We start from the raw sequence: 22,650 nt of genomic DNA, 5'->3' as shown, positions 1-22,650 counted from the left end.
TGCAGGCGGCGGCATTGCGTCTACGGTCTTACCGCTGTTTCCGGAAACCCTTGGCTTCCGCTGGACCCAGCCTATGAACCTTTACGGATAATAAGCAACCTTATTTAGCTCTGCGAGAACGTCCGCCATCGGCGCCGGCAGGAAATCCCGGTTCTTACAGGCCCTCGGCCACTGCCGCCGCCGCAGCCAGCCAGGCCCGCTGGGCCGCGGGTTTCAGCGAGTCATAGCGGATCTGCCCCTTGCGCAGCGCCGGGTCATACGGAATGGTGACAGCGGCCCGTGCCAGCTGGCCAAAACCTTCAGCTACCCTGCGGGCCTGGCTGTCCGTTCCGTTGCGGTCCGACTGGCTCACAATGACGACGGCGTCCCGGGCCAGTTCCGCGTAGCGTCCGCCGCGCACCTGCAGTGCTTCCAGCAGCAGGGCCCCCGCCTCGGCGTGTTCTTCCACCGTGGTGGTGGCGATGACCAGCTGGTCCGTGTGATCGATCATGCGCAGCCACCGCTCGGCGCTCTCGTCGTTCCCCGAATCCACAATGTTCAGCCGGAAGTACTTGGAGGCGACCTCGTGCAGCGCGTCAAAGTCTTCGGCGGTGATCTTCTGCTCGGAGGCCAGTACATCCGGCTTGGAGCGCAGGACGTCGAATTTGTCTTCCACCTGGTGGTGCACGAACCGGGCCAGCAGTGCGGACTGCGCAGACGGGGAGAGCAGGTCCGCGGTCTGCGGCAGCAGGTCCATCACCGTGGACTCGTGCGGCCCCTGCTCGGTGCGCCAACCCAGGGTGCCCCGGGTTTCGTTGTTGTCCCAGGCCAGCACCGGCCCGCCGCCGTTACGCGCAAAAACTGCGGCCAACATCACCGTAGTGGGGGTCTTGTTGGCGCCGCCCTTGCCGTTGACAACGGAAACGGTCCGCGGGCCCGGCCAGTGCTGGCTCACGGCCCGCATGGCACGGCGTTCCTCCAGCTCCTGCGCGGAGGGCGCAAGGCGCAGGCCCAGCCCGGTGAGCAGTCCGCGGAAACCCTTCGACGCGGGGATGGACGCGGGCTGCTGGTCCAAAAACGACGCGCGGCGGCCGCCGTGCCGGCCGTGTTCAGCGCGGGCCTCGGCCCGGCTGCCGGGCTGGTCTTCCAAAGCAGCCCCGCCCAGCGGCTCCGCCCAGGTGTCCGGTTCTCCTCCGCCGAGCCGTTCCACCCAGCCGGCGGGCTCCGCCGGGGGTTCCGGCATGCTTACCGGCAGCGGGGGCAGTGGTGCGACCGCCGGTATGGCCCCTGCTGCAGGGCTGTCCCAGCTGCCGGCGTCCCACGTCCCGGCCACTGCGAAGTCCCCGCCTCCGCCCGCCGCGCCGTCGTCGTCAGCTGTCAGTGAGCCACCCATGCCGTGCGGATACTCATCCCAGGACTCACCCGGGACGGTTGCGCTGCTGCTTCCATTTAGAGCATTCCCGGTCACTCCCGCGCCCGCTTCGGCGCCTTGCGGCGGGGAGTTCCACCATTCCGCTTCGCTTCCGGGGACAGTGCCTGCCCGCCGGCGGCGGCGGGAGGGCAGGTCATCCGGGCGCTCGTTCGGATGGGGAAAATGCTCAGTCATGGAGTCGTCGTCTTTCGTTCCGTGGGGGTGGCGATTGATCTGGACGGGTCGGGTCTGGCCCTGTGATCCAACATATTGAATTGGGGTATCTGCGCCGGTGTTTACGCCGCAGGCGGCGCATCCGGGCAAAGAAAAAGGGCAGGTACGGAAGCTTCAAAACTTCCGGACCTGCCCTGATGTGTAGCGGTGGGGAGGCTCGATCTCCCGACCTCACGATTATGAGTCGTGCGCTCTAACCAACTGAGCTACACCGCCATAAATGAGTGAAGCCCGCGTCCCTAAATGGCCTCTGCAAAACAAACAGCCTTAGCAACGCGGGCCCTCCCATTGAGAGCCCCGACCGGGAATCGATCCCGGGACCTCCATCTTACCAAGATGGCGCTCTACCACTGAGCTATCGGGGCAACGACATAAAACTCTACCAGCACTTTTCGGGAACATGAAATCGAAAACGGCAAACGTGACAAGTGCCACTTTTTCCACTCCTGCACCGCGTTTTGGGCCGTCAGGGAGTAAAGTGCCAGCCCGTTTTGTCAGTATGCTTAGGCTACGAGAAAGCGAGGGCACGTGGACATAGTGCCAAACAACCTTTCAGACGGCCTCTTCCTTGGTGGAAGATATCGGCTGCTGAACCAAATCGGAGCCGGTGCCATGGGCACCGTACACCGGGCCCGGGACGAATTCCTGGGCCGCGACGTCGCGGTGAAGATCATCCGCCCGTCCGCCACCAGTGAGCTGGACCTGCGGCGCAGTGACGCCGAGGCCAAAATCCTGGCACGCCTGAACCACCACAGCTTGGTCACCCTGCTGGATGCCGGTTCGGATACCTCCAATCCCGACTACCCCTTGATCTATCTGGTCATGGAACTGGTCCAGGGCCTGGACCTGCGGGACCGGCTGAAGCAGGGCACCCTTACGCGCCGCCAGGCGGCGCTGGTCGGCTATGACCTGGCATTGGGCCTGGATTACATCCACGGCAACGGCGTGGTGCACCGCGACGTCAAGCCGGCCAACGTCATGCTGTTCGACTACGGCAGCGACGATGCCCGGATCAGGGCCAAGCTCACCGACTTCGGGGTTGCCATGGTCGCTAATGACCCGCAGTCCCAGCACGGGACCTTCTCCGGCACGGCGGCGTTTATGAGCCCCGAACAGGCCCGCGGCGAGGAGTCCGTTCCGGCCAGTGACGTATATTCACTGGGACTCGTCCTGCTCCAATGCCTCACCGGTTCCCCGGCATTCCCCGGGCCCGCACTGGAAAGCGCCCTGGCACGCCTTCTGCGCGATCCTGAAATCCCTGCGGCACTGGGAGAGGACTGGGTTTCCCTCCTCAAGGCGATGACGGCTCAGGAGGCCGCACAGCGCCCCAGCGCCCACGACGTTTCAATGGTGCTGTACGACATGGTTGTCCGCGCCCGTGGCCGGCACCGCGTAGACCCGGAACTGCTCCCGGACAATGAGGCCCAGCGGATGGACGCCGTGCGCCGATACGAACTGCTGGACACTCCCCCGGACGGCGCCTTTGACCGGGTCACAGCCCTGGCCTCCCGGGTCTTCAACGTCCCCGTGGCGATTGTCAGCGTGGTGGACACCGACCGCATCTGGTTCAAATCCCACCACGGCACGGACGTCACCGAAATCGGCCGTGACCCGGGCCTGTGCGCTTCCGCCATCCTGCAGGACGACGTCTATGTGGTGGGCAACGCCAGGCAGGACCCCCGGACCCTGGCCAACCCGCTGGTGGCCGGCGAATTCGGCCTGCAGTTCTATGCGGGCGTTCCGCTGGAAACCAGTGACGGATTCAACCTGGGAACGCTCTGCATCCTGGATACGCAGCCGCGCAGCTTCTCCGCAGAGGACGCCCAGACCCTTTCGGACATGGCCGCGATTGTGATGAATGATCTGGAGATGCGGCTGGAAAGCCGCCGCGCCTCCGCCTCGCACTCCGCCGGGTAACCACCGGCAGCGGATACACGACGTATACGGCAACACAAGGAAGGGCGCCTCCCGAAGCGGGAGGCGCCCTTCCTTGTGTTGCCCGGACCTAGTGCCCGGGCCGGCGCCGGAGTTCCGGCGCCGGGTGTTTCCTAGTCGCGGAAACGGGGCTTGCGGGCGCCGGTAGCGGCACTGTCCCGGAAGCCGCCTTCGCGCTTCTTGAACGGGCGGTCGCTGCCGCGGTCACCGAAGGACCGCTCGCCGTCGCGCTTCTTGAAATCCTTCTTGAAGCCGCCGCGGTCGGCACGGTCGTTGAAGCTGCCGCCTTCACGCTCGCGGGCCGGCTTGCGTCCCTTGTCCAGTTCCAGGTGGATCAGCTCGCCGCCGATCCGGGTGCGGGACAGGGCGCGCAGCTGGTCCTTGGACAGGTCTGCGGGCAGTTCCACCAGCGTGTGGTCGGCGCGGATGTCAATGCCGCCGATCTGTGCGGAGGACAGGCCGCCTTCGTTGGCGATGGCGCCGACGATGGAACCGGGAAGCACGCGCTGGCGGCGGCCGACGGCGATGCGGTACGTTGCATTGCCTTCGGTCAGCGGGCGCGTCGGGCCGCGGGAGCCGAAGCCGTCATTGCGGCCTTCGGAGCGCTCGCGCTGGCGGGCCGGGGCCACCGGGATTTCCTTCAGCAGCAGGTCGCGGCCGCCCTGGGCCATGACGGCCAGGGCTGCGGCAACGTCTTCGGCGGGAACGTCATGCTCGGCCAGGTACTTGGTCACCAAGCCGCGGAACACCGAGATGTCCTCGGAACCGAGGGTTTCGGTGATCTTTTCGGAGAACTTGGCCAGGCGCTTTTCGTTGACTACGTCAACGCTGGGCAGCTGCATGTGCTCAACCGGCTGGCGGGTGGCCTTTTCAATGGCCCGCAGCAGGTACTTCTCGCGCGGGGTCATGAACAGGATCGCGTCGCCGGTGCGGCCTGCACGGCCGGTACGGCCAATGCGGTGCACGTAGGACTCGGTGTCGTGCGGGATGTCGTAGTTGACGACGTGGCTGATGCGCTCGACGTCGAGGCCGCGGGCGGCAACATCCGTGGCAACCAGGATGTCGATCTTGCCGTCGCGCAGGGCCTCAACCGTACGCTCGCGCTGCTGCTGCGGGATGTCGCCGTTGATGGCGGCGGCGCTGTAGCCGCGGTCCTTCAGCTTGTCCGCCAGATCCTCCGTGGCAGCCTTGGTGCGGACGAACGCGATGACGCCGTCGAACTCTTCGGTTTCCAGGATGCGGGTCATGGCGTCCAGCTTGTGCGGGCCCATGACCTGCACGTAGCGCTGGCGGGTGTTGGCACCGGTGGTGGTCTTGGACTTGACCGTGACCTCGGCGGCGTTGTTCAGGTACTTCTTGGCAATCTTGCGGATGGCCGGCGGCATGGTGGCGGAGAAGAGGGCAACCTGCTTCTCGGCCGGAGTGGAGGAAAGGATCTGCTCCACATCTTCGGCGAAGCCCATGCGGAGCATTTCGTCGGCCTCGTCCAGCACCAGGTATTCCAGGTTGGACAGGTCCAGGGAACCCTTGGCGATGTGGTCGATAACGCGTCCCGGGGTACCTACGACAACCTGAGCGCCGCGGCGCAGGCCGGCCAGCTGGGGTCCGTAAGCGGATCCGCCGTAGACGGGCAGCACGGTGATGCCGTCCATGTGGACTGCGTAGGAGGTGAAGGCTTCAGCGGACTGCAGGGCCAGTTCACGGGTGGGGGCCAGGACCAGCACCTGGGTGTCCTTGGTGGCCGGGCGGCCGGCCAGCAGGGACAGGGCGGGGACGGCGAATGCGGCGGTCTTGCCGGTACCGGTCTGGGCCAGGCCCACAACGTCGCGGCCTTCAAGCAGCAGGGGGATGGTGGCTGCCTGGATGGGGGACGGCTTGACGTAGCCGACATCCTTCAGGGCTGACAGGACGCGCTCGTCCAGTCCGAAGTCACTGAACATCACTGTGTTCTCTTCGGCTTCGGGAGCGGCATTTTCAACGGTGCTGTTATCCAGCGGTGCTTCAGACAAGAGGGAATCCTCATTCAATCGGGGAACCACGCAACCAGGAGGCTGCAGGACGTAAGTCCGGCGCTGTTGCAATCCCAGGCAGGACTTTCCGTCACAGCTGTGGGCCGATTTCACTGGATTGTGTCTACGACCGGTGTGACGATTTCTTTGCCGGCGCTCCCCAAAAGATGAATCTGCCCGCAATTGAATGCGGGCCCCAACACAACGTACCTTGCGGTTTCGGTTCAAAACTCGATGATCCGCAGGAAAATAAGGGAATACCGGAGTGGGGGATGTTTTCCAGTGTACGGCATAACGGCTGCCGCTGCTTCGCAGGGGGCGGTGAGCTTGGGCACACGCTCCTGACGGAAGCTTTAGCCGCGCGGCTAGATAGCAGCCGGCACGGCCTGCACCCGATCCTTAGCTGCGGACTTCGCCGCCATGGTCCGCAGGACCTTCTGGATTTCGGGCGACAGTCTGATTTCACCTGCGATGCGGGAGGCCTCCAGCGCTTCAGCCTGCTGTTGGTCCAGGCCCCGGAAGACGTCCCGGACAGTGACGCCGTGCGCCGGCCTGGTCAGGACTTCGATCGGGTCTCCGGCGGCGATGCTGCCGCGGCGGCGGACCTGCAGGTATGTTCCCACCAGGCCTGCTTCGGTAAAGCGGTGCACCCAGTTAGGCACCTGCATGCGCTGCTGGAAATTCCGGCACGGGGTGCGGGGACAGGTTACTTCCACTTCCACGTCCGCACCGATCCGCCACCGTTCGCCAATCAGCGCGTCCGTGGCATCCAGTCCGGCGATGCGCAGGTTTTCCCCGAACAGCCCCGGCTCAATGCTGCGGCCCAGTTCCTGTTCCCAGTACTCGGCGTCGGCCTGCGAATAGGCGTAGAGGGCCTTCGACTCGCCGCCGTGGTGTTTCCTGCTGGCCTGCAGGTCCCCGGTCAGGCCCAGGGGATGGACCTTTACCGGCCCCTCCACGGCACGCTTGTCAATGGCGGTGACGCCGGTGGCGTCTTTAGTGGGCAGGAGGCCGTGCACCAGGCAAACGGCGAGCAGGGAACCGGTGGTCATGCCTGCAGTCTAGGGCTGCGGCTCCGTGGCACGCAGCAACTGCGGCGGGTCGTTGCGCCACCAGTTCCGGGACCGGCTCCCCCAGTAAGCGGCGAACCACCAGATCATCAGCCCCGCACCCCAGAACACGCCGGCGCTGGAAGCCATCAGCCACGGTTCCGGCAGTTGGGAATCCAGGTTGGGGGAATCAAAGAGCTCACCGATGGTTTTGGGTGAGTACACGAAGATCACCAGCGAGCTCACCAGCAGCATCACGCCCGTGACCCGCAGCTTCCGGTGCCCCGGCCCCAGGTCCAGCAGGTTCCGGCCCAAAACCGGAATGAAAAGTGCCACCCATACCCAGTGGTGGGACCAGGACACCGGGGACATCAGCAGCATCAGCAGTGCCGTGGCCGCCAGGGCCGTGAACGTCTGCCCGCGGTTGCCGGCCATGCGGATGATGACTGCCGCGGCAGCGACGGCCAGGAGGGTGAGGATCAGCCAGGGCAGGTCCACGGGGAAGTCCGGGCCGCCGAAGTGCAGGATGGCGCCCTTGATGGAGAGGTTGTCCACATAGCCGGCGCCGCCGATCCGGGAGGTATCCGGCAGCAGCTCCAGCCAATAGGTTTTGGATTCCCGGGGCAGAATGAGGAAGCCCAGGCCGAACGTTGCAAGGAAGCCGTAGGTCATGTTGCGCAGGCCCCGCCAGTCCCCACGAGCCAGGAAGTACAGGCCGAAGACCAGCGGGGTGAGCTTCAATCCGGCGGCCACGCCGGTCAGCAGCCCAGTGGGCCAGCCTTCCCGCTTGACCACGAAGTCGGCCATGATCAGCCCGAACAGAAGGATGTTGATCTGCCCGAAGGCCTGGGTTTCCCGCCAGGGACCGAGCAGCACGATGAACCCCGCCGCGAGCGTGGCAAGCGGACGCAGCCAGGGATGGCGCAGGACATCCATGGCGCCGGCCCGGTCGAAGACGTACCGGACGCCCCAGAGCGCGGTTGCCGCGGCTATGGCGATGGAGATGCCGGTAAAGATGTTCAGGCCGATGCCTTGCCCGAACGGAGCCAGCACCGCAAAAACCAGCGCCGCAAAAGGCGGATACGTAAAGAGGAGACTGCTGTCGGCGTCGTACTGCAGCGCCTTGGTGTACAGCTCGCCGCCGGCGTCCAGCACACTCTGTCCGCCGGTGAGGTAAACGCGGAAATCCAGTCCGTGGCGCGGCGACACATCAAAAGCTGTCCATACGAGCAGCCCGGCTAGTGCCAGCGCCCCCAGGGTCGCAACGGTCCGCACGAAGGCGGATCGGTGGATCTGGCCCATTGTTCTCCTGTAAGCACTGCCGTCCGCGCTCGTGGCGCCGCATAGCGATATGGCGATATTGACTTGTCCCAGTCTACCGGGCAACCCCTTCGGCCTGCCCCTGCCGGGGCAGGCGCTAGGCTGGCCGGAGAAGATTGAAGAGCGAAAGGTCCCCCATGTCTGACGCGTTGCTGGCCCTCACAAATGCCCATGTGGTACCGGTCACCGGGGATCCCTTTGACGGCACGGTGCTCGTTGAAGGCAGCCGGATCCGCGAGCTGGGCCCGGACGTCCGGGTGCCGGAGTCGGCGCAGGTGCTCGACGCCGGCGGGCAGTGGCTGCTGCCGGGGCTGGTGGACGCCCACACGCATCTGGGGGTCCACGAGGAGGGTGAAGGCTGGGCCGGCAATGACTCCAACGAAATGACGGACCCGGTGATGGCCGGCGTGCGCGCCCTCGATGCCGTGAACCCGTTCGACACCGGGTTCGACGACGCCCTGGCCGGCGGCGTGACCACCGCCAACATCAACCCCGGTTCGGGCAATCCGATCGGCGGGCAGGCCGTGGCCCTGCACACGCACGGGCGTTACCTGGAGGAAATGGTCCTGCGCGCGCCCAGCGGGTTGAAGTCCGCCCTGGGTGAGAACCCCAAGCGGATCTACAGCGAGAAGAAGCAGACCCCCTCTACGCGGCTGGGTACCGCCATGGTGATCCGGCAGGCGTTTATGGACGCGCAAAACTACATGGGCAAAGCGGACCCGGATGCCCGCGATCCGCACATGGAAGCCCTGGCCATGGTGCTCCGGAGGGAAATCCCGTGGCGGCAGCACGCGCACCGCGCCGACGATATCGGCACTGCCCTGCGGCTCGCGGACGAATTCGGCTACGACCTGGTGCTGGACCACGGAACGGAAGCGCATCTGCTGGCCGATGTCTTGGCCGGGCGCGGGGTGCCGGTGCTGATTGGTCCCCTGTTCACCACCAGGTCCAAGGTGGAGCTGCGCGGACGCAGCATGGCCAACCCGGGCAAGCTGGCCGCCGCCGGAGTGGAAATCTCCATCATCACCGACCACCCGGTGGTGCCCGTCAACTTCCTGATCTACCAGGCGGCGCTCGCGGTCAAGGAGGGGCTGGAGCGGAAGGAAGCACTGCGTTCGGTCACCATCAACCCCGCCCGGGTGCTTGGCCTGGCGGACCGGCTTGGCTCGCTGGAGCCCGGCAAGGACGCCGATCTGGTCCTCTGGAGCGGTGATCCGCTGGATGTGATGCAGCGTGCCATGCGAGTGTGGATTGGCGGCCGCGAGGTCTACCGCTACGATGCCGCAACCCGCGAACAGATTGTGGCGCCGCGCTGATGCGTCCCGGCAACACCCCTGCAGCGCCCGGCCCCTCCGGTGCATCACCCCGGACGCCCCCGCCGTCGATCATCCGCATTGCCGCCGCAGCCTGGCTGGGGGCGGCGGTCCTGCTGGCCGCGGCAGGGGTTTCCTTTGTTGTATCCGCCCGCACCCAGCACCAGGACAGCACGGCACTGACCATGCTGGGGATCCTTGTCCTGGCCCTGGCAGCGCTCAGCGCGTACAGCGTTCTCCGGCTGCGGGCAGGCAAGCGGAGCGCCCGTGAAACCCTCACCAGCATCGCTGCCATCGGCGGGTTCCCGCTGCTCTTCCGCGGCCCGGCTCTGGTGGCCGTGGGTCTGGTCCTGCTGACCTGCGCCGGGCTGCTCTGGCTGCCCGCCAGCAACCGTTTCTTCCGGCTCCGGGACCCGAAGAAGCGCGGGCCCAAAGGCCGCCGGCCCCGCACCTGACGCCGGGCAGCGGCTAACCCGGGCTGCGGCTACAGCCGCCCGAACGCCGAATCCAGGTCCGCGATGAGGTCCTCTGCGTCCTCGATGCCCACGGACAAACGCAGCAGGTTCTCCGGCACCGCCAGCTCGGTCCCCTTCACCGAGGCATGGGTCATTTCCGACGGGTAATTCATTAGGGATTCCACCCCGCCCAGCGACTCGGCCAGCAGGAACAGGCGCGTGGATTCGGCGACCGTCCGGGCGGCAGCCTCGCCGCCCTTGAAAGACACCGACACCATGCCGCCGAAGTCCTTCATCTGTGCCTTGGCCAGGTCATGCCCGGGATGTTCTTCGAGGCCCGGATACAGCACATTTTCCACCGCCGGCTGGTCCCGGAGCCATTTCGCCACGGCCATGGCGTTGGCGGAGTGCCGGTCCATGCGCACGGCCAGGGTCTTCAGCCCGCGCGTGGTCAGCCAGGCCTCCATGGGTGCGGACACCGCTCCAACGGCAAACTGGATGAACCCGACCTTCTCCGCCATCGCGTCGTCGTTGAGGACCACCGCGCCGCCTACGGCGTCGGAATGCCCGCCGATGTACTTGGTGGTGGAGTGCACCACGACGTCGGCGCCCAGCGAGAGCGGCTGCTGCAGATAGGGGGAGGCAAAAGTGTTGTCGACAACCAGCAGCGCCCCGGCGTCGTGCGCCGCCTGGGCGGTGGCGGCAATATCGGAAATCTTCATCATCGGGTTCGACGGCGTTTCCAGCCACACGATTTTCGTGTTGCCTGCGGCGACGGCGGCCTGCACGGCACCGGCGTCGGACATGTCCACTGCCGCACTGGTGATTCCCCAGGCCCCCAGCACCTTGGTGATCAGGCGGTAGGTGCCGCCGTAGGCGTCGTTGCCCAGCACAATGTGGTCCCCCGGAGCCAGCAGCCCCCGGATCAGGGCGTCCTCGGCGGCAAGGCCGGAGCTGAAGGAAAACGCGTGCTTCCCGCCCTCCAGCGCCGCCAGCTGCTCCTGCAGCGAGTCCCTGGTGGGGTTGGTGCCGCGGCCGTACTCATAACCGTTCCGCAGCCCCCCGATGCCGTCCTGGGCATAAGTGGTGCTCTGGTACAGCGGCGGAATGACTGCCCCCGTGGTGGGATCCGGGGCCTGCCCCGCATGGACGGCGCGGGTGCTGAAGCTGGTCATTGGTTCCTCCTGTGCCGGCATGCCGGCGGGTTGGTGCGGAAAACGGCCGTCCGGCGGCGGCCGGTCAGAGGCTCAGGTACGAAAGCAGGTCGTGCCGGGTCAGCATGCCGATGGCCGCGCCGTCGGACGTCACCATCACGGCGTCGTCGTCCTGCAATTTGGCGCGGGCCGAAGCCACGGAGTCTCCGGCGCCGACCAGGGCCGGGCGCGGACCCATGTGTTCGCTGATCCGGTCCGTGGGCTTGGCTTCACCGCGGAAGAGTTTCTCCGTCAGCGAGCGCTCGTCCACGGAGCCGAGGACCTCGCCGAGCACCACCGGCGGTTCCTGCGAAAGCACCGGCAGGCAGGAGACCGCGTACTCGTTGAGGATGGCAATCACGTCACGCACCGTCTCGTTCGGATGCGTGTGCACCAGGGCGGGCAGCGACCCGTCCTTCATCTCCATCATGTCCCGCACGGAGGCCTGCTCGCCGCCGTCCTGGAGGAAACCGTAGGAACGCATCCACTCATCGTTGAAGATCTTGCCCATGTAGCCCCGGCCGCTGTCCGGCAGCAGGACCACCACGACGTCGTCGGGTCCCAGGCCGCGGGCAGCCTGCAGTGCCGCGGTCACGGCCATGCCGGAGGACCCGCCCACCAGCAGGCCTTCCTCCCGGGCCAGGCGGCGGGTCATGGCGAAGGAGTCCGCGTCCGGCACGGCAATCACCTCATCGGGCACGGACCGGTCGTAGTTCGCCGGCCACATGTCCTCCCCCACCCCCTCCACGAAGTAGGGGCGTCCGCTGCCGCCGGAGTAGACCGACCCTTCCGGGTCTGCGGCGATCACGCGCACCGGGCCGGAGGGCCGGTCCGCCGAGATTTCCTTGAGGTAGCGCCCGGTGCCGGTGATGGTGCCGCCGGTGCCTGCGCCGGCCACGAAATGGGTGACCCGGCCCTCGGTGTCCGCCCATATTTCCGGCCCCGTGGATTCGAAGTGGCTGGCCGGGGCGGACGGGTTGGAGAACTGGTCCGGTTTGTACGCCCCGTCGATTTCGCGCACCAGGCGGTCCGAGACGCCGTAGTAGGAGTCTGGACTGTCCGGGGCCACCGACGTCGGGGTCACCACCACTTCGGCGCCGTACGCCCGCAGCACGTCCCGCTTCTCCACACCCACCTTGTCCGGGGTGACGAAGATGCACCGGTAGCCCTTTTGCTGCGCCACCAGCGCCAGCCCGACGCCGGTGTTGCCACTGGTGGGTTCGATCACCGTTCCGCCGGGGCGCAGCTTGCCCTCCTGCTCCGCGGTGTCGATCATCTTCACCGCAATCCGGTCCTTCACGGACCCGCCCGGATTCAGGTACTCCAGTTTCACCAGGACGGTGGCGCGGATCCCTTCGGTGACATTGTTCAGCTTCACCAGGGGCGTATTGCCGATCAGGTCCAGGACTGTGTTGGCGTACTTCATGTGACCCACGTTACTTCCAAACCTCCCGCTGTCCACCGGAGGCGAAACACGGCGCCGCAAAACCCGCACAACGGTTCCCGGCCGGACGCAGGGCACGCGGCCTAGTAGCTAACACCACACCACCGGGGCCACGGAAGCGGCACCGGAACGGGGGCGGTGCGTGCAACCATAGGGGCATGTCCTTCACTGCCGCTGCCGCGCCGCTGCAGTCGGTTCCCGCCGGCCCGGTGCGTTACTGGGACTCCCCCGCCCCGTACTGCCTGCATACCTCGCTGCGGATCCTGGTCCGGGGCAAGGGCGATCCCACCATCCGGCTCGCGCCCGGTGCGGCTTGGCTTGCGTTCCTCACCCCGGAGGGGCCGGCCACCCTGAACCTGCGCGAAGAACCCGCCCCCGCGCCGGGTGCACGCGTACGGGCCCAGGCCTGGGGCCCGGGCGCGGGATGGGCACTGGACTCGGTGCCCGCCCTGCTGGGCGAGCACGATGACTGGACGGAATTCGACGACGACGCCTTCTGCGCCACGCTGCCGCGCATGGTCACCGAGACCCGGCGCCGCAACCGCTCGCTGCGCCTGCCCAGCACCGGCCGCATCATGGACTCCCTGATCCCCGTGGTGCTGGAACAAAAAGTAACCGTGATCGAGGCTTACTACGCCTGGCGCTACCTGGTGAGCCGGTACGGCACCGACGCGCCCGGGCCGGCACCGGCCGGAATGAAGGCCGCCCCCGCACCCGAGACCTGGCGGCGGATCCCCAGCTGGGACTGGCACAAGGCCCGGGTGGATTTATCCCGCTCCAGCACCATCCTGCGCGCCTGCTCACTGGCCTCCGGACTGGAGCGGCTGGCCAATGCCCCGCTGGGCGATGACCTGACCGCAAGGCTCTGCTCGGTTCCGGGCGTCGGAGTGTGGAGCGCGGCGGAGATTACCCAGCGCACCCACGGAGCACCGGACTCGGTCTCCGTGGGCGACTACCATCTGGCCGCCTATGTGGGTGCCGCGCTGACGGGCCGCCGCACGGACGACGCCGGCATGCTGGAACTGCTCGAACCATGGCGCGGACACCGGCAGCGGGTGGTTCGGATGATCATGCTCAGCGGGTACCGCAAACCTACCTACGGCCCGAAGCTTGCCCCCATGGACCACCGCCGGCGCTAGCAAGTTCTGCCCGCTGCGAAGGCACCGCCTGCGCACCGGGCGCACGGCGCCGCGTCGGCTTAGGGTAGGGACATGACTGAAGCCAATGCCCCCATCAACCTCCGCGCCACCATGGTCCCCAATCCCGGTGAATACAACCGGGTGAAACTGGCGCTGGAGATCGCCATTGAGCAGGTCCGCACCGAACCGGGCTGCCTGCGCTACGAGATTGTTGAAGACTCCGAAGCGGCCATTGTGCTGGCCGAACAGTGGGCCACCCAGGAAGACCTGCAGCGCCACGCCCGCGGCGCCGCGCTGCAGGATCTGCAGGAATCCCTCAGCGCACTGCTGGCCGAGCCGCTGAAGGTGGAGCAGGTCTAGTACGGCGTGATGGCCAGCCGGTAGATCGAGTCCGGTTCAGCGCCGAAACGTTTCAGGACTGCCACCACCGCTTCTTCGTGCTCCTCGTCCACAGCCGCCTGCACCCGCATCCGGTCGGCGAAATCGATCCGCCGCTTCTCGCTGCGGAAGGCTTCGGTACGGACCTTCCCGGTGTAGACGGCGGCGTCGGAGAGCTCGAGGGAGCGGGCACCGGCCATCAGCAGCGCGTCCCGCAGGCCGTCGATCCGGTCGGTGCTCACCACCGCGCTCACCAGGTGGTTGGGTACGGACTTGCGGGCGTCGACGGCGTTGCCGCCGTTCGCTGCGGCCCGTCCGGCGGTTGTGGGCCGGGTCGTGATGCCGCTGAGCGAGTACCCCGAGGCACCCTGCTGGACGCGGTCCAGGTCCTCCTGCTCCGGCCCGGGCTCGCGCAGCCCCATGGTGCGCGAAATGACCGCGGCGATGATCCAGCTGAGCACAAACGAGAACAGCACCACGCATACAATCGCCACCACCTGGTGCCACAGCAGGTTCCCGCCTCCGCCGGAAAACACGCCGTCCACGCCTGCCGGGTTTACTGAGTTGTCCCCGAAGAAACCCAGCAGGACCGAGCCGAGCACACCGCCCACAAAATGCACGGCGATCACGTCCAAGGCGTCGTCGTAACGCAGCAGGCGCTTGAGTTGAACGGCGAGCGCGCAGACCAAGCCGGCAATCAGCCCGATCAGCAGGGCCGCCCCGGTGCCGACAAACCCGGCACAGGGGGTAATGGTCGCCAGACCGGCCACCGCGCCGGAGACGGCGCCCACCAAGGTGGAATGCCCGTCCCGCAGCCGTTCCACCACCAGCCAGGTCAGCATGGCCGCGGACCCGGCTATGTGTGTGTTCATCAGGGCCTGAGCGGCAACGTCATTTGCCTGCAAGCCGTCCCCGGCGTTGAAGCCGAACCAACCGAACCAGAGGATCCCGGCGCCCACCAGCATCAGGGGAAGGTTGTTGGGCGACGTTTTCAGGTTCGGCCACCCTCGCCTCCGGCCCACCACCAGCAGCACCGCGACGGCGGCAGCCCCGGCGGAAGAATGCACCACGATTCCGCCGGCCCAGTCCTGGGCACCGAGCTGGGCCAGCCAGCCCTTCGGGTGCCATAGCCACCGCGCCACCTGGGGGTAGACCAGGATGGACCATGCAGCCAGGAACACCACCCAGCCTGCAAAGCGCAGCCTGCCGGCGGTGGCACCGGTCAACAGCGCCGGCGTGATGATGGCAAACATCATCTGGTAGGCCACGAAGGCCAGCGCGGGAATGGTCACCCCCGCGGCCACCGTGTGGAACTGCGGAGTGTCGACGTCGATCAGCGCGAACGCATCAAACTCCCCCACGAGCGAATTGCCCTGGTTGCTGAACGCCAGGGTGTATCCCACCAGCACCCACGTGAGACTAATGACCCCGAGGGGGATGATGTTCTGCATCATCATGGTCAGGACGTTGCGCACCGGCACCATCCCGCCGTAGAACAGCGCCAGCCCGGGGGTCATAAACAGCACCAGCCCGGCGCAGATCAGCACCCAGGCGGTATCAGCCCCGTTCACGTCCGGCTCCGGGAGGAGGTGTTATTGAGGGTTCCTCTGCAACGGCACATGACATCTCCGCTTCCAACTCGTGTACAGCCGTGGGCAAATGCGAGTGGTGGGGACCGGTTCGGCGTGGTGCCGAACCCGGGGCCTTTGGACCAAACGAGCGTACCGCCGGGCAGGGAAGCACCAGAAGGGCAGGAGACGCAAAAAGGAGCCGGCAGGCCTAATTGGCGCTGCCGGTTCCTTTCCCCGGGCTGTAAGCCCGCCTTTGCCGTCCTCGACTAGCTGTGCGAGCCCACCATGCCATTGGGGTCGATGACGTACTTGCGGGCTGCACCGGAGTCGAACTCGCGGTAGGACTCCGGTGCCTGGTCCAGGCTGATGGGCGTGGCGTTGACCGCCTTGGCGATCTGGACCCTGTCATGGAGGATCGCCATCATCAGTTCCCGGTTGTACTTCATCACCGGACACTGCCCGGTGGTGAAGGACAGGGACTTGGCCCAGCCGGTGCCCAGGTCCAGGCTCAGGGACCCCTTCTGTGCCGCTTCGTCGATACCGCCCGGGTCACCGGTGACGTAGAGGCCTGGAATGCCCAGGGCACCGCCGGCCGCGGTGATGTCCATCAGGGCATTCAGGACGGTGGCCGGGGCTTCGGTGTCCGATCCGGAGCCGTGTCCGCGGGCTTCGAAGCCCACGGCATCCACGCCGCAGTCCACCTCCGGCACGCCGAGGATCTGCTCGATTTGGTCCTTGGGATCGCCCTGCGAAATATCCACCGTCTCGCAGCCGAAGCTGCGGGCCTGTGCCAGCCGCTCCTGGTTCAGGTCACCCACAATGACGGCCGCGGCTCCCAGCAGCTGGGCGGAGGCGGCAGCTGCCAGTCCCACCGGCCCGGCACCGGCAATGTATACGGTGGACCCAACCCCCACACCTGCGCTGACGGCACCGTGGTACCCGGTGGGGAAAATGTCCGAGAGCATGGTCAGGTCCATGATTTTCTCCATGGCCTGGTCCTTGTCCGGGAACCGCAGCAGGTTCCAGTCCGCGTAGGGAACCAGGGCGTACTCGGCCTGTCCGCCGACCCAGCCGCCCATGTCCACGTATCCATAGGCACTGCCGGGGCGCTCCGGGTTCACGTTCAGGCAGATCCCGGTCTTGCGTTCCTTGCAGTTGCGGCAGCGGCCGCAGGAAATATTGAACGGCACCGAGACCAGGTCTCCGACGTTGATGAATTCGACATCCGGTCCGGTTTCCACCACTTCGCCGGTGATCTCGTGGCCGAGAATAAGGTTGGGCGGAGCCGTGGTCCGGCCGCGGACCATGTGCTGGTCCGAGCCGCAGATGTTGGTGGTGACCACTTTCAGGATGGCCGCGTGCGGCAGTTTCCGGCCGATGTTGGCGGGATTCACCCCCGGCCCGTCTTTCAGTTCGAAGGTGGGATAGTCGATGTCCTGGACTTCCACTACCCCGGGTTCAATGTAGGCAACTCCCCGATTGGAACTCATGGCGGCCTCGCTGTCTTTCGTCGTCTCTGACTGGTTGCAGGACGTGCCTCCCCCGGGGCCTGCGCCCTTGGCAGCGAGGGTACAGCGGGCAGCACGACGGCGGTAGACAGTAGCAGTTGTGGATCTTTGCCTCAGGCTGCGGCGGGCGTTAAACGCTTAGCAGGCAGGCACCCTGACCGGGTACCTGCCTGCTGAAAACGGTGGGGACTAGCCCTGGGTGGGCTGCCCGTTGGAGCCAGCCGCTGCTTCGCGCTCCTGTGCGGCGATCTGCTCGTGCACGGCCTTCATGTCCAGGCCCTTCACGGCATCCACCAGTTCGCTGAACTGGCTCGCATTGAGTGCGCCGGGCTGGGAGAACACCAGCACCTTCTCGCGGAACGCCATAAGCGTGGGGATGGAGGTAATGCCTGCGGCGGCGGCCAGGCCCTGCTCCGCCTCGGTGTCCACCTTCGCAAAGGTAATGTCCTCGTGCTTCTGCGAAACCGAGTCGTACACGGGTGCAAACTGCTTGCACGGTCCGCACCAGTCCGCCCAGAAGTCCACGAAGACGATGTCGTTTTCCTCGATGGTTTCGGGGAAGGTTGCTTCGGTGATGTCGATAGTAGCCATACGCTCAACGCTAGCGGGGCGCTGGGACATTGTCTCTACTGTTCGCTGAACGGTGAAGGCCGTGGCTAGGCCCCGGGCAGTTTGCTCAGCCGCCGGATCACCGGCAGCGCTTGGGCCAGGGCGTTGCGTTCTTCCCCGCTGAGCTGCTCGAGGAGTGTTGCCATCAACGCGGTCCGGCTGCCGTTGGCTTCCCGCAGCTCCTTCGCTCCGACCGGGGTAAGGATGACCCGGACGCCGCGCGAATCGTGCGGGTCCGGGCTGCGCACCACCAGGCCCGCACCTTCAAGCCGGATGATCTGCTCCGTGGCGCTGGGCACCTTGACGCCCAGGTTCCGGGCAATTTCGCTCACCCGCAGGCCGTCACCGGCCGCCATTTTCAGGATGCTGACCTGCGTGGCGCTGAGGTTCGTCTCCGCATCCATGTTGCGGGCAATGTACAGTGCCAGCCGGAGGGACTCACGGAATTCGTCCGCAAGATCGTCCAGGGCGGGATCGGTCGTCATAGTTAGGTAGCCTAATATCTTGGGGAGCCGGATGCAAGGCCCGCCCCGTGGCACTGAGCATACAACGCTCACACACAGAAAAACCCGCCCCCACCGTGACGGTGAGGACGGGTTTGTCGGTGGCAGATGAGGGATTCGAACCCCCGTAGGCGTTGCCAGCTGATTTACAGTCAGCCCCCTTTGGCCGCTCGGGTAATCTGCCGAACGTCTTCAAGTGAAGACTTTGTCCGCAGTATCTGCGGGCAAGACAACTTTACCGAAGATTCTCCGAAGTTACGAATCGGGCCAAAAATGCCGCTGAAACAGGGCCCTGCGGCGGTTCCCGCCCCTCGGCTCACAGCTACAGTCCGCGCAGGATCCTGGCCTCGAGCTGTGCATAGAATCCGTCCGCCTGCGTCTGGGTCACCGACCCCCACTGCACTGCGTTGAGCAGGTCCGCACGGATGCCGGCCAAACGCTCCTGCGTTCCCTGCGCGTGTGCGGTCCGGGGGTTGCCGGCGTCGGGGGTGGTGACGGGACTGCTCTCCGCGGCCCGCGCGGGCGGGGCACCCGCCGTGCCGAGACCGGCAGCAGAAGCGGCCGCGAGGAAAGAGCCGGCCGCGGCGGTGCGGATCCGGACGGAGGCGGGACGGCGGAGGAACTGGCCGGAATAGGCCGTCGGTTTCTTTTCCACCCCCTCACCGTTCCGCACTTCAATGAGACAACACCGGGGATTGGCTGGATGATCGCTGGGAACCGAGCGCCCGAACCGCGGCGACCTACTACGCTAAGACACAGGAAAAGAGTCACCGACCCAAGGAGTTCCCATGGCAAGCGAGTCTACGTTCGACGTCGTCAGCAAGATCGATAAGCAGGAAGTGGCCAACGCGCTGAACCAGGCGCAGAAGGAAATTGTCCAGCGCTACGACTTCAAGGGCGTCGGCGCCGAGGTGGACTTCAGCGGTGAGAAGATCCTGATGAAGGCCAACTCCGAGGACCGCGTGAAGGCCGTCCTGGACGTGCTGCAGTCCAAGCTGGTCAAGCGCGGCATTTCGCTGAAGTCCCTGGACGCCGGAGAGCCCTTCGCCTCCGGCAAGGAGTACCGGATCGAGGCCTCCATGAAGGAAGGCATCGCCCAGGACCAGGCGAAGAAGATCAACAAGCTGATCCGCGACGAGGGCCCCAAGGGCGTCAAGTCGCAGATCCAGGGCGACGAGCTGCGCGTCAGCTCCAAGTCCCGCGATGATCTCCAGGCCACCATGGCGCTGCTCAAGGGCGCGGACCTCGACGTGGACCTGCAGTTCATCAACTTCCGCTAAAGCTCCAGGCAGTCCCGGTTCCGGCCGGCACAGCGACGGCGCCTCCCCCTCTGCGGGGACGGCGCCGTCTGCGTTCCAGGGCTCCTGTGTTCCAGAACTCCTGTGCCCCAGAGCCTTACGCCCGTGTTCTAGAGCCTTACGCCTGTGTTCTAGAGCCTTACGCCTGTGTTCTAGAGCCTTACGCCTGTGTTCTAGAGCCTTACGTCTTCGGCGGCAGGACCGTCGTCGCCGTAGTCCTCCACAGATTCCCCACCCACGGGCTCACCCATCCAGGTCAGCAGCTGCCACGGGCCCACGCCGCCGACGGTGGGCTCCGGCGCTTCCAGCACGGTGATGCCGGTGTTTCTCAGGGCGTTGCGGACAATAAAGTCCGGTCCCACGTTCTGCGCCCGGGCGGTGACCCACGTCCGGATCATCGCGCCGTGGCTGAAGATTACCGGCGCCCGCAGCCCGGCGGCGGCCAGTTCGTCGACGACGCCGTCAAAACGCGCCAAGGTGCCCGCGCCGTCCGGGCCGCCGGGCATCCGGGCCTCCGTCTCCCCGTTGACCCAGCGGTACACGGTTTTGAGGTAGGCGATGATCGAATCCCGGTCATTGCGCATCTCGAGGTCGCCGGCGGAGATTTCCCGCAGCCCGTCCCTGATCTCCACCGGCAGCCCCAGCGCGGCAGCCAGCGGCGCGGCGGTGAGCTGGGTCCGCACCAGGTTGGACGCGAAGACCCCGTCGATGGGCTCGTGCCCGAGCGCTTCCGGGAGCGCGGCGGCCTGCTCGAGCCCCAGCTCGGTGAGTCCGGGACCGGGGACGGCGGTGTCCAGGTAATGCTCCACATTGGACGGGGTCTGGCCGTGGCGGATCAGTATCAGGCGCATGCTCGAAGCCTACTTCGTCACTGGGTTGGGCTGGGCCGGGAGCCGGCAGGTTCAGGAACCGGCAGGTTCAGGAAGCCGACGGGCCGGGACCGGTCAGGAGCCCAGCGCGCGGCCGGCCATCCGTTCCAGGCGCTCAATCCGCTGATCCATCGGCGGATGCGTGGCCAGGAGGCCGCGGACGCCGGCGCGGAACGGGTTGGCAATCATCAGGTGGGCGGTGTTGGCCAGCTTCTGGTCATTGGCCGGCAACGGGGCGCGCTGGGTTCCGCTCTCCAGTTTGCGCAGGGCCGAGGCGAGCGCCAGCGGATCGTCCGTGAGCTTGGCACCGTCTTCGTCGGCGTCGTACTCCCTGGTCCGGCCGATGGCCATCTGGATCAGGGACGCGGCAAACGGGGCCAGAATGGCCATGGCGATGGCTGCCAGCGGGTTCGAGTTGCGGCGGTCGCCGCCGCCGAAGAAGAGCAGGAACTGGCCCAGCGAGGTGATGACGCCGGCAATCGCGGCGGCGACCGAGGAGGTGAGGATGTCGCGGTTGTAGACGTGCATCAGCTCGTGGCCGAGCACACCGCGCAGTTCACGCTCGTTCAGCAGGGCCAGGATGCCCTGGGTGCAGCACACCGCGGCGTGCTGCGGGTTGCGCCCGGTGGCAAAGGCGTTGGGCGCCATGGTCGGGGAAACATACAGCCGCGGCATGGGCTGGCCGGCCTTCGAGGAGAGCTCCCGGACAATCCGGTACATTTCCGGCGCCTGTGCCTCGGTCACCGGCACGGCGCGCATGGCCCGGATGGCGAGCTTGTCGCTGTTCCAATAGCTGTAGGCGGTGGTGGCCAGGCCGATGGCCAGGAAGATCCAGATGTACGCGGGGCTTCCCGTACCCGAGGACAGAATCGCCCCGATTCCCAGCAGCACGGCAAACAGCACACCGAACAGTGCGGCAGTCTTGAGGCCGTTGAAATGGTGATGCACGGGTACACAGTCCTTTCAACGCAGGCCGCTGCCGGCCTGCAGCTTCTACGGTAGGTCCGTTTAGTTCAACGCAGAACCATCCCGGACTGTTCCGCGCCGTTCTGCGTAGAACACGCCCCGGACACCGGGGCGGGAGGAGCCGGCTCAGGGCTCGGGATGCAGGGCGTCGTAGCGGGCAAACCGCGGCTGGGTACGGGCCAGCACCCCCACCAGCGCCAGGCAGATCAGCCCGCCGAGCACCGCGGCCCAGCCCTCCCCCAGGAAGGAAGCATCCACGCCGGCCACCAGGTCCCCCAGCCGGGGACCGCCGGCCACCACCACCACGAACACACCCTGCAGCCGTCCGCGCATCGCGTCTGGGGTGGCGGCCTGCAGGATGGTGGAGCGGAAGACGCTGCTGATCGAATCGGCTATCCCGGCGCACGCCATGGCAGCGGCCGCCGGGATCAGCCAGCGGGACGGGACCGCGCCGTCGTTGTGTCCGGCCAGGACCACCACGGCGCCGAAGGCCGATACGGACAGTGCCCACGCCGCCACGGACCACAGCACCGCCAGCCCCTGCCGGCGGACCAGCCCCAGCGGACCGGAGAACAAACCGGCCAGGAAGGCACCCACTGCCGTCGCGGCCAGCAGCACGCCCACCGTCGTCGCGCCGCCGCCGAGCGCCAACGCCCCGATGGCCGGCAGCAGGGCCCGCGGCTGCGAGAAGACCATGGCGCACAGGTCCACCACAAACGTCATCCGGATGTTGGGGCGGGTGCCCAGGAACCTGAATCCCTCCAGCACCGATTTCAGCCCGGCTTTTTGCACCTCGCCTACCGGCGGCATGGGCGGCAGCCGGTACAGCGCCCACATGGCGGCAGTGAAGGTGACCACGTCAATGGTGTAGGTCCAGCCGTAGCCGACCCTGGCCACCAGCACACCGGCCAGCAGCGGACCGGCGGTCATGGCCAGGCCGAAGGTAATCATGCTCAGCGCATTGGCGGCCGGCAGCAGCTCGGGGCGGACCAGCCGGGGAATGATGGCGCTGCGGGCAGGCTGGTTCAGTCCGCCGGCGCCGGCATTGACGGCCACCAGGAAGTACAGCAGCCAGACGTTGCCCACTCCGGCCCAGGCCTGCGCGGCAATGCCGATGGTGCTGCCCCAGAGCAGCAGGGAGGAAACCAGTGCGACTTTCCGGCGGTCGTACGCGTCCACCACCGACCCGCCGTACAGCCCGGCCAGGACCAGCGGAACCAGGCCCACCAATCCGAGCAGGCCTACGTAGAAACTGGATTCCGTCAGTGCGTAGACTTCCAGGCTCACCGCCACGAGGGTGAGCTGGGTGCCGACGGCGGACAGCGCCGTTCCGGCCCAGAGGCGGCGGTATTCCGGGCTTTCACGCAAGGGGGTGAGGTCGGCGAGGAGTCTTGGCACCCCAGCAGTCTAGGGGCGCACCGGACAGATCCCGGCCATCACCCGCCCACATGAATAGCAAGCATGCTT

20 protein-coding genes and 3 tRNA genes are annotated in these 22,650 nt (G+C 66.6%); 6 read left to right on the top strand and 17 right to left on the bottom strand.

Annotated elements, in window-relative coordinates; translation table 11 throughout:
* Positions 1-154: 154 nt before the first annotated feature.
* The 3 genes from QNN98_RS04555 to QNN98_RS04545 all read right to left on the bottom strand — a co-directional run bounded on the left by QNN98_RS04555 (position 155) and on the right by QNN98_RS04545 (position 1,989).
* Positions 155-1,585: a MinD/ParA family ATP-binding protein gene (locus QNN98_RS04555; RefSeq protein WP_283996393.1), complete on the bottom strand. Its 1,431-nt coding sequence runs from the start codon at positions 1,583-1,585 to the stop codon at positions 155-157.
* A 181-nt stretch (positions 1,586-1,766) separates the two neighbouring features.
* Positions 1,767-1,840, bottom strand: a tRNA-Met gene (locus QNN98_RS04550).
* A gap of 77 nt (positions 1,841-1,917) precedes the next feature.
* Positions 1,918-1,989, bottom strand: a tRNA-Thr gene (locus QNN98_RS04545).
* Between the two features lie 163 nt (positions 1,990-2,152).
* Between QNN98_RS04545 and QNN98_RS04540 the strand changes: the two genes are divergently transcribed.
* Positions 2,153-3,541 (top strand): GAF domain-containing serine/threonine-protein kinase, encoded by a 1,389-nt coding sequence (locus tag QNN98_RS04540; RefSeq protein WP_349643210.1) that lies wholly within the window; start codon positions 2,153-2,155, stop codon positions 3,539-3,541.
* 131 nt (positions 3,542-3,672) lie between these two features.
* Here QNN98_RS04540 and QNN98_RS04535 read toward each other — a convergent pair whose 3' ends face one another.
* From QNN98_RS04535 to QNN98_RS04525, 3 genes are all read right to left on the bottom strand, one after another.
* Positions 3,673-5,568, bottom strand: a complete 1,896-nt coding sequence (locus QNN98_RS04535; RefSeq protein ID WP_269439668.1) for a DEAD/DEAH box helicase — start codon at positions 5,566-5,568, stop codon at positions 3,673-3,675.
* A gap of 365 nt (positions 5,569-5,933) precedes the next feature.
* Complete coding sequence (locus QNN98_RS04530; protein ID WP_229957718.1) at positions 5,934-6,620, bottom strand: MOSC domain-containing protein; 687 nt, start codon at positions 6,618-6,620, stop codon at positions 5,934-5,936.
* A 9-nt stretch (positions 6,621-6,629) separates the two neighbouring features.
* Complete coding sequence (locus tag QNN98_RS04525) at positions 6,630-7,919, bottom strand: glycosyltransferase 87 family protein (protein WP_227912750.1); 1,290 nt, start codon at positions 7,917-7,919, stop codon at positions 6,630-6,632.
* Between the two features lie 155 nt (positions 7,920-8,074).
* Between QNN98_RS04525 and QNN98_RS04520 the strand changes: the two genes are divergently transcribed.
* Positions 8,075-9,253, top strand: coding sequence for an amidohydrolase (locus QNN98_RS04520; RefSeq protein WP_283996392.1), 1,179 nt, complete (start codon positions 8,075-8,077; stop codon positions 9,251-9,253).
* Entirely contained in the window at positions 9,253-9,705 is a 453-nt protein-coding gene (locus QNN98_RS04515; protein WP_283996391.1) for a hypothetical protein, read from the top strand. The genes QNN98_RS04520 and QNN98_RS04515 overlap by 1 nt, the downstream gene beginning before the upstream one ends.
* Before the next feature lie 29 nt (positions 9,706-9,734).
* Here QNN98_RS04515 and QNN98_RS04510 read toward each other — a convergent pair whose 3' ends face one another.
* Together QNN98_RS04510 and QNN98_RS04505 are read right to left on the bottom strand one after the other, a co-directional pair.
* A complete protein-coding gene (locus QNN98_RS04510) occupies positions 9,735-10,880 on the bottom strand; it encodes a cystathionine gamma-synthase (protein WP_283996390.1) in 1,146 nt (381 codons plus the stop codon).
* 64 nt (positions 10,881-10,944) lie between these two features.
* On the bottom strand, positions 10,945-12,324 hold the full coding sequence (locus QNN98_RS04505) for a cystathionine beta-synthase (protein WP_283996389.1): 1,380 nt from the start codon (positions 12,322-12,324) through the stop codon (positions 10,945-10,947).
* A gap of 176 nt (positions 12,325-12,500) precedes the next feature.
* On the opposite strand from QNN98_RS04505, the gene QNN98_RS04500 reads away from it, so the two are divergent.
* Together QNN98_RS04500 and QNN98_RS04495 are read left to right on the top strand one after the other, a co-directional pair.
* Positions 12,501-13,481 carry a DNA-3-methyladenine glycosylase family protein gene (locus QNN98_RS04500; RefSeq protein WP_227925139.1) on the top strand — a complete coding sequence of 327 codons (981 nt, stop codon included), beginning with the start codon at positions 12,501-12,503 and terminating at the stop codon, positions 13,479-13,481.
* A gap of 72 nt (positions 13,482-13,553) precedes the next feature.
* A complete protein-coding gene (locus QNN98_RS04495; RefSeq protein ID WP_227912744.1) occupies positions 13,554-13,841 on the top strand; it encodes a putative quinol monooxygenase in 288 nt (95 codons plus the stop codon).
* Here QNN98_RS04495 and amt read toward each other — a convergent pair.
* The 6 genes from amt to QNN98_RS04465 form a co-directional block, all read right to left on the bottom strand.
* Positions 13,838-15,430, bottom strand: a complete 1,593-nt coding sequence (gene amt, locus QNN98_RS04490) for an ammonium transporter (protein WP_227912743.1) — start codon at positions 15,428-15,430, stop codon at positions 13,838-13,840. The genes QNN98_RS04495 and amt overlap by 4 nt on opposite strands.
* Positions 15,431-15,696: 266 nt before the next feature.
* Positions 15,697-16,920, bottom strand: a complete 1,224-nt coding sequence (fdhA, locus tag QNN98_RS04485) for a formaldehyde dehydrogenase, glutathione-independent (protein WP_227912742.1) — start codon at positions 16,918-16,920, stop codon at positions 15,697-15,699.
* Positions 16,921-17,127: 207 nt separating this feature from the next.
* The gene (trxA, locus tag QNN98_RS04480; protein ID WP_227912741.1) at positions 17,128-17,529 is read right to left on the bottom strand and encodes a thioredoxin; all 402 of its coding nucleotides are present in this window, start codon (positions 17,527-17,529) and stop codon (positions 17,128-17,130) included.
* Between the two features lie 65 nt (positions 17,530-17,594).
* Entirely contained in the window at positions 17,595-18,032 is a 438-nt protein-coding gene (locus tag QNN98_RS04475) for a MarR family winged helix-turn-helix transcriptional regulator (RefSeq protein WP_227912740.1), read from the bottom strand.
* Positions 18,033-18,152: 120 nt separating this feature from the next.
* A tRNA-Tyr gene (locus tag QNN98_RS04470) sits at positions 18,153-18,234 on the bottom strand.
* A 138-nt stretch (positions 18,235-18,372) separates the two neighbouring features.
* On the bottom strand, positions 18,373-18,705 hold the full coding sequence (locus QNN98_RS04465; RefSeq protein ID WP_227925141.1) for a hypothetical protein: 333 nt from the start codon (positions 18,703-18,705) through the stop codon (positions 18,373-18,375).
* A 133-nt stretch (positions 18,706-18,838) separates the two neighbouring features.
* Between QNN98_RS04465 and QNN98_RS04460 the strand changes: the two genes are divergently transcribed.
* A complete protein-coding gene (locus QNN98_RS04460) occupies positions 18,839-19,330 on the top strand; it encodes a YajQ family cyclic di-GMP-binding protein (protein ID WP_227925144.1) in 492 nt (163 codons plus the stop codon).
* A gap of 191 nt (positions 19,331-19,521) precedes the next feature.
* Here the strand turns inward: QNN98_RS04460 and QNN98_RS04455 are convergent, their stop codons facing one another.
* The 3 genes from QNN98_RS04455 to QNN98_RS04445 all read right to left on the bottom strand — a co-directional run bounded on the left by QNN98_RS04455 (position 19,522) and on the right by QNN98_RS04445 (position 22,581).
* Positions 19,522-20,199, bottom strand: a complete 678-nt coding sequence (locus tag QNN98_RS04455; protein WP_283996388.1) for a histidine phosphatase family protein — start codon at positions 20,197-20,199, stop codon at positions 19,522-19,524.
* A gap of 93 nt (positions 20,200-20,292) precedes the next feature.
* Positions 20,293-21,165, bottom strand: a complete 873-nt coding sequence (gene htpX / locus QNN98_RS04450) for a zinc metalloprotease HtpX (RefSeq protein ID WP_229957729.1) — start codon at positions 21,163-21,165, stop codon at positions 20,293-20,295.
* A 144-nt stretch (positions 21,166-21,309) separates the two neighbouring features.
* Complete coding sequence (locus tag QNN98_RS04445) at positions 21,310-22,581, bottom strand: MFS transporter (protein WP_283996387.1); 1,272 nt, start codon at positions 22,579-22,581, stop codon at positions 21,310-21,312.
* Positions 22,582-22,650: the final 69 nt, after the last annotated feature.

It is taken from the genome of Arthrobacter sp. zg-Y1143, from assembly GCF_030125565.1.
GTDB lineage: Bacteria > Actinomycetota > Actinomycetes > Actinomycetales > Micrococcaceae > Arthrobacter_B.
Note: the sequence above shows the minus strand (reverse complement) of the source record. Positions and strands in the feature narration are given on the sequence as shown.

Bases quoted from the DNA above. Each gene is read 5' to 3' on its own strand.
- QNN98_RS04555 (WP_283996393.1), bottom strand. From the start codon at position 1,585: ATGACTGAGCATTTTCCCCATCCGAACGAGCGCCCGGATGACCTGCCC.
- QNN98_RS04530 (WP_229957718.1), bottom strand. From the start codon at position 6,620: ATGACCACCGGTTCCCTGCTCGCCGTTTGCCTGGTGCACGGCCTCCTG.
- QNN98_RS04525 (WP_227912750.1), bottom strand. From the start codon at position 7,919: ATGGGCCAGATCCACCGATCCGCCTTCGTGCGGACCGTTGCGACCCTG.
- QNN98_RS04520 (WP_283996392.1), top strand. From the start codon at position 8,075: ATGTCTGACGCGTTGCTGGCCCTCACAAATGCCCATGTGGTACCGGTC.
- QNN98_RS04515 (WP_283996391.1), top strand. From the start codon at position 9,253: ATGCGTCCCGGCAACACCCCTGCAGCGCCCGGCCCCTCCGGTGCATCA.
- QNN98_RS04510 (WP_283996390.1), bottom strand. From the start codon at position 10,880: ATGACCAGCTTCAGCACCCGCGCCGTCCATGCGGGGCAGGCCCCGGAT.
- QNN98_RS04505 (WP_283996389.1), bottom strand. From the start codon at position 12,324: ATGAAGTACGCCAACACAGTCCTGGACCTGATCGGCAATACGCCCCTG.
- QNN98_RS04500 (WP_227925139.1), top strand. From the start codon at position 12,501: ATGTCCTTCACTGCCGCTGCCGCGCCGCTGCAGTCGGTTCCCGCCGGC.
- QNN98_RS04495 (WP_227912744.1), top strand. From the start codon at position 13,554: ATGACTGAAGCCAATGCCCCCATCAACCTCCGCGCCACCATGGTCCCC.
- fdhA (WP_227912742.1), bottom strand. From the start codon at position 16,920: ATGAGTTCCAATCGGGGAGTTGCCTACATTGAACCCGGGGTAGTGGAA.
- trxA (WP_227912741.1), bottom strand. From the start codon at position 17,529: ATGGCTACTATCGACATCACCGAAGCAACCTTCCCCGAAACCATCGAG.
- QNN98_RS04475 (WP_227912740.1), bottom strand. From the start codon at position 18,032: ATGACGACCGATCCCGCCCTGGACGATCTTGCGGACGAATTCCGTGAG.
- QNN98_RS04460 (WP_227925144.1), top strand. From the start codon at position 18,839: ATGGCAAGCGAGTCTACGTTCGACGTCGTCAGCAAGATCGATAAGCAG.
- QNN98_RS04455 (WP_283996388.1), bottom strand. From the start codon at position 20,199: ATGCGCCTGATACTGATCCGCCACGGCCAGACCCCGTCCAATGTGGAG.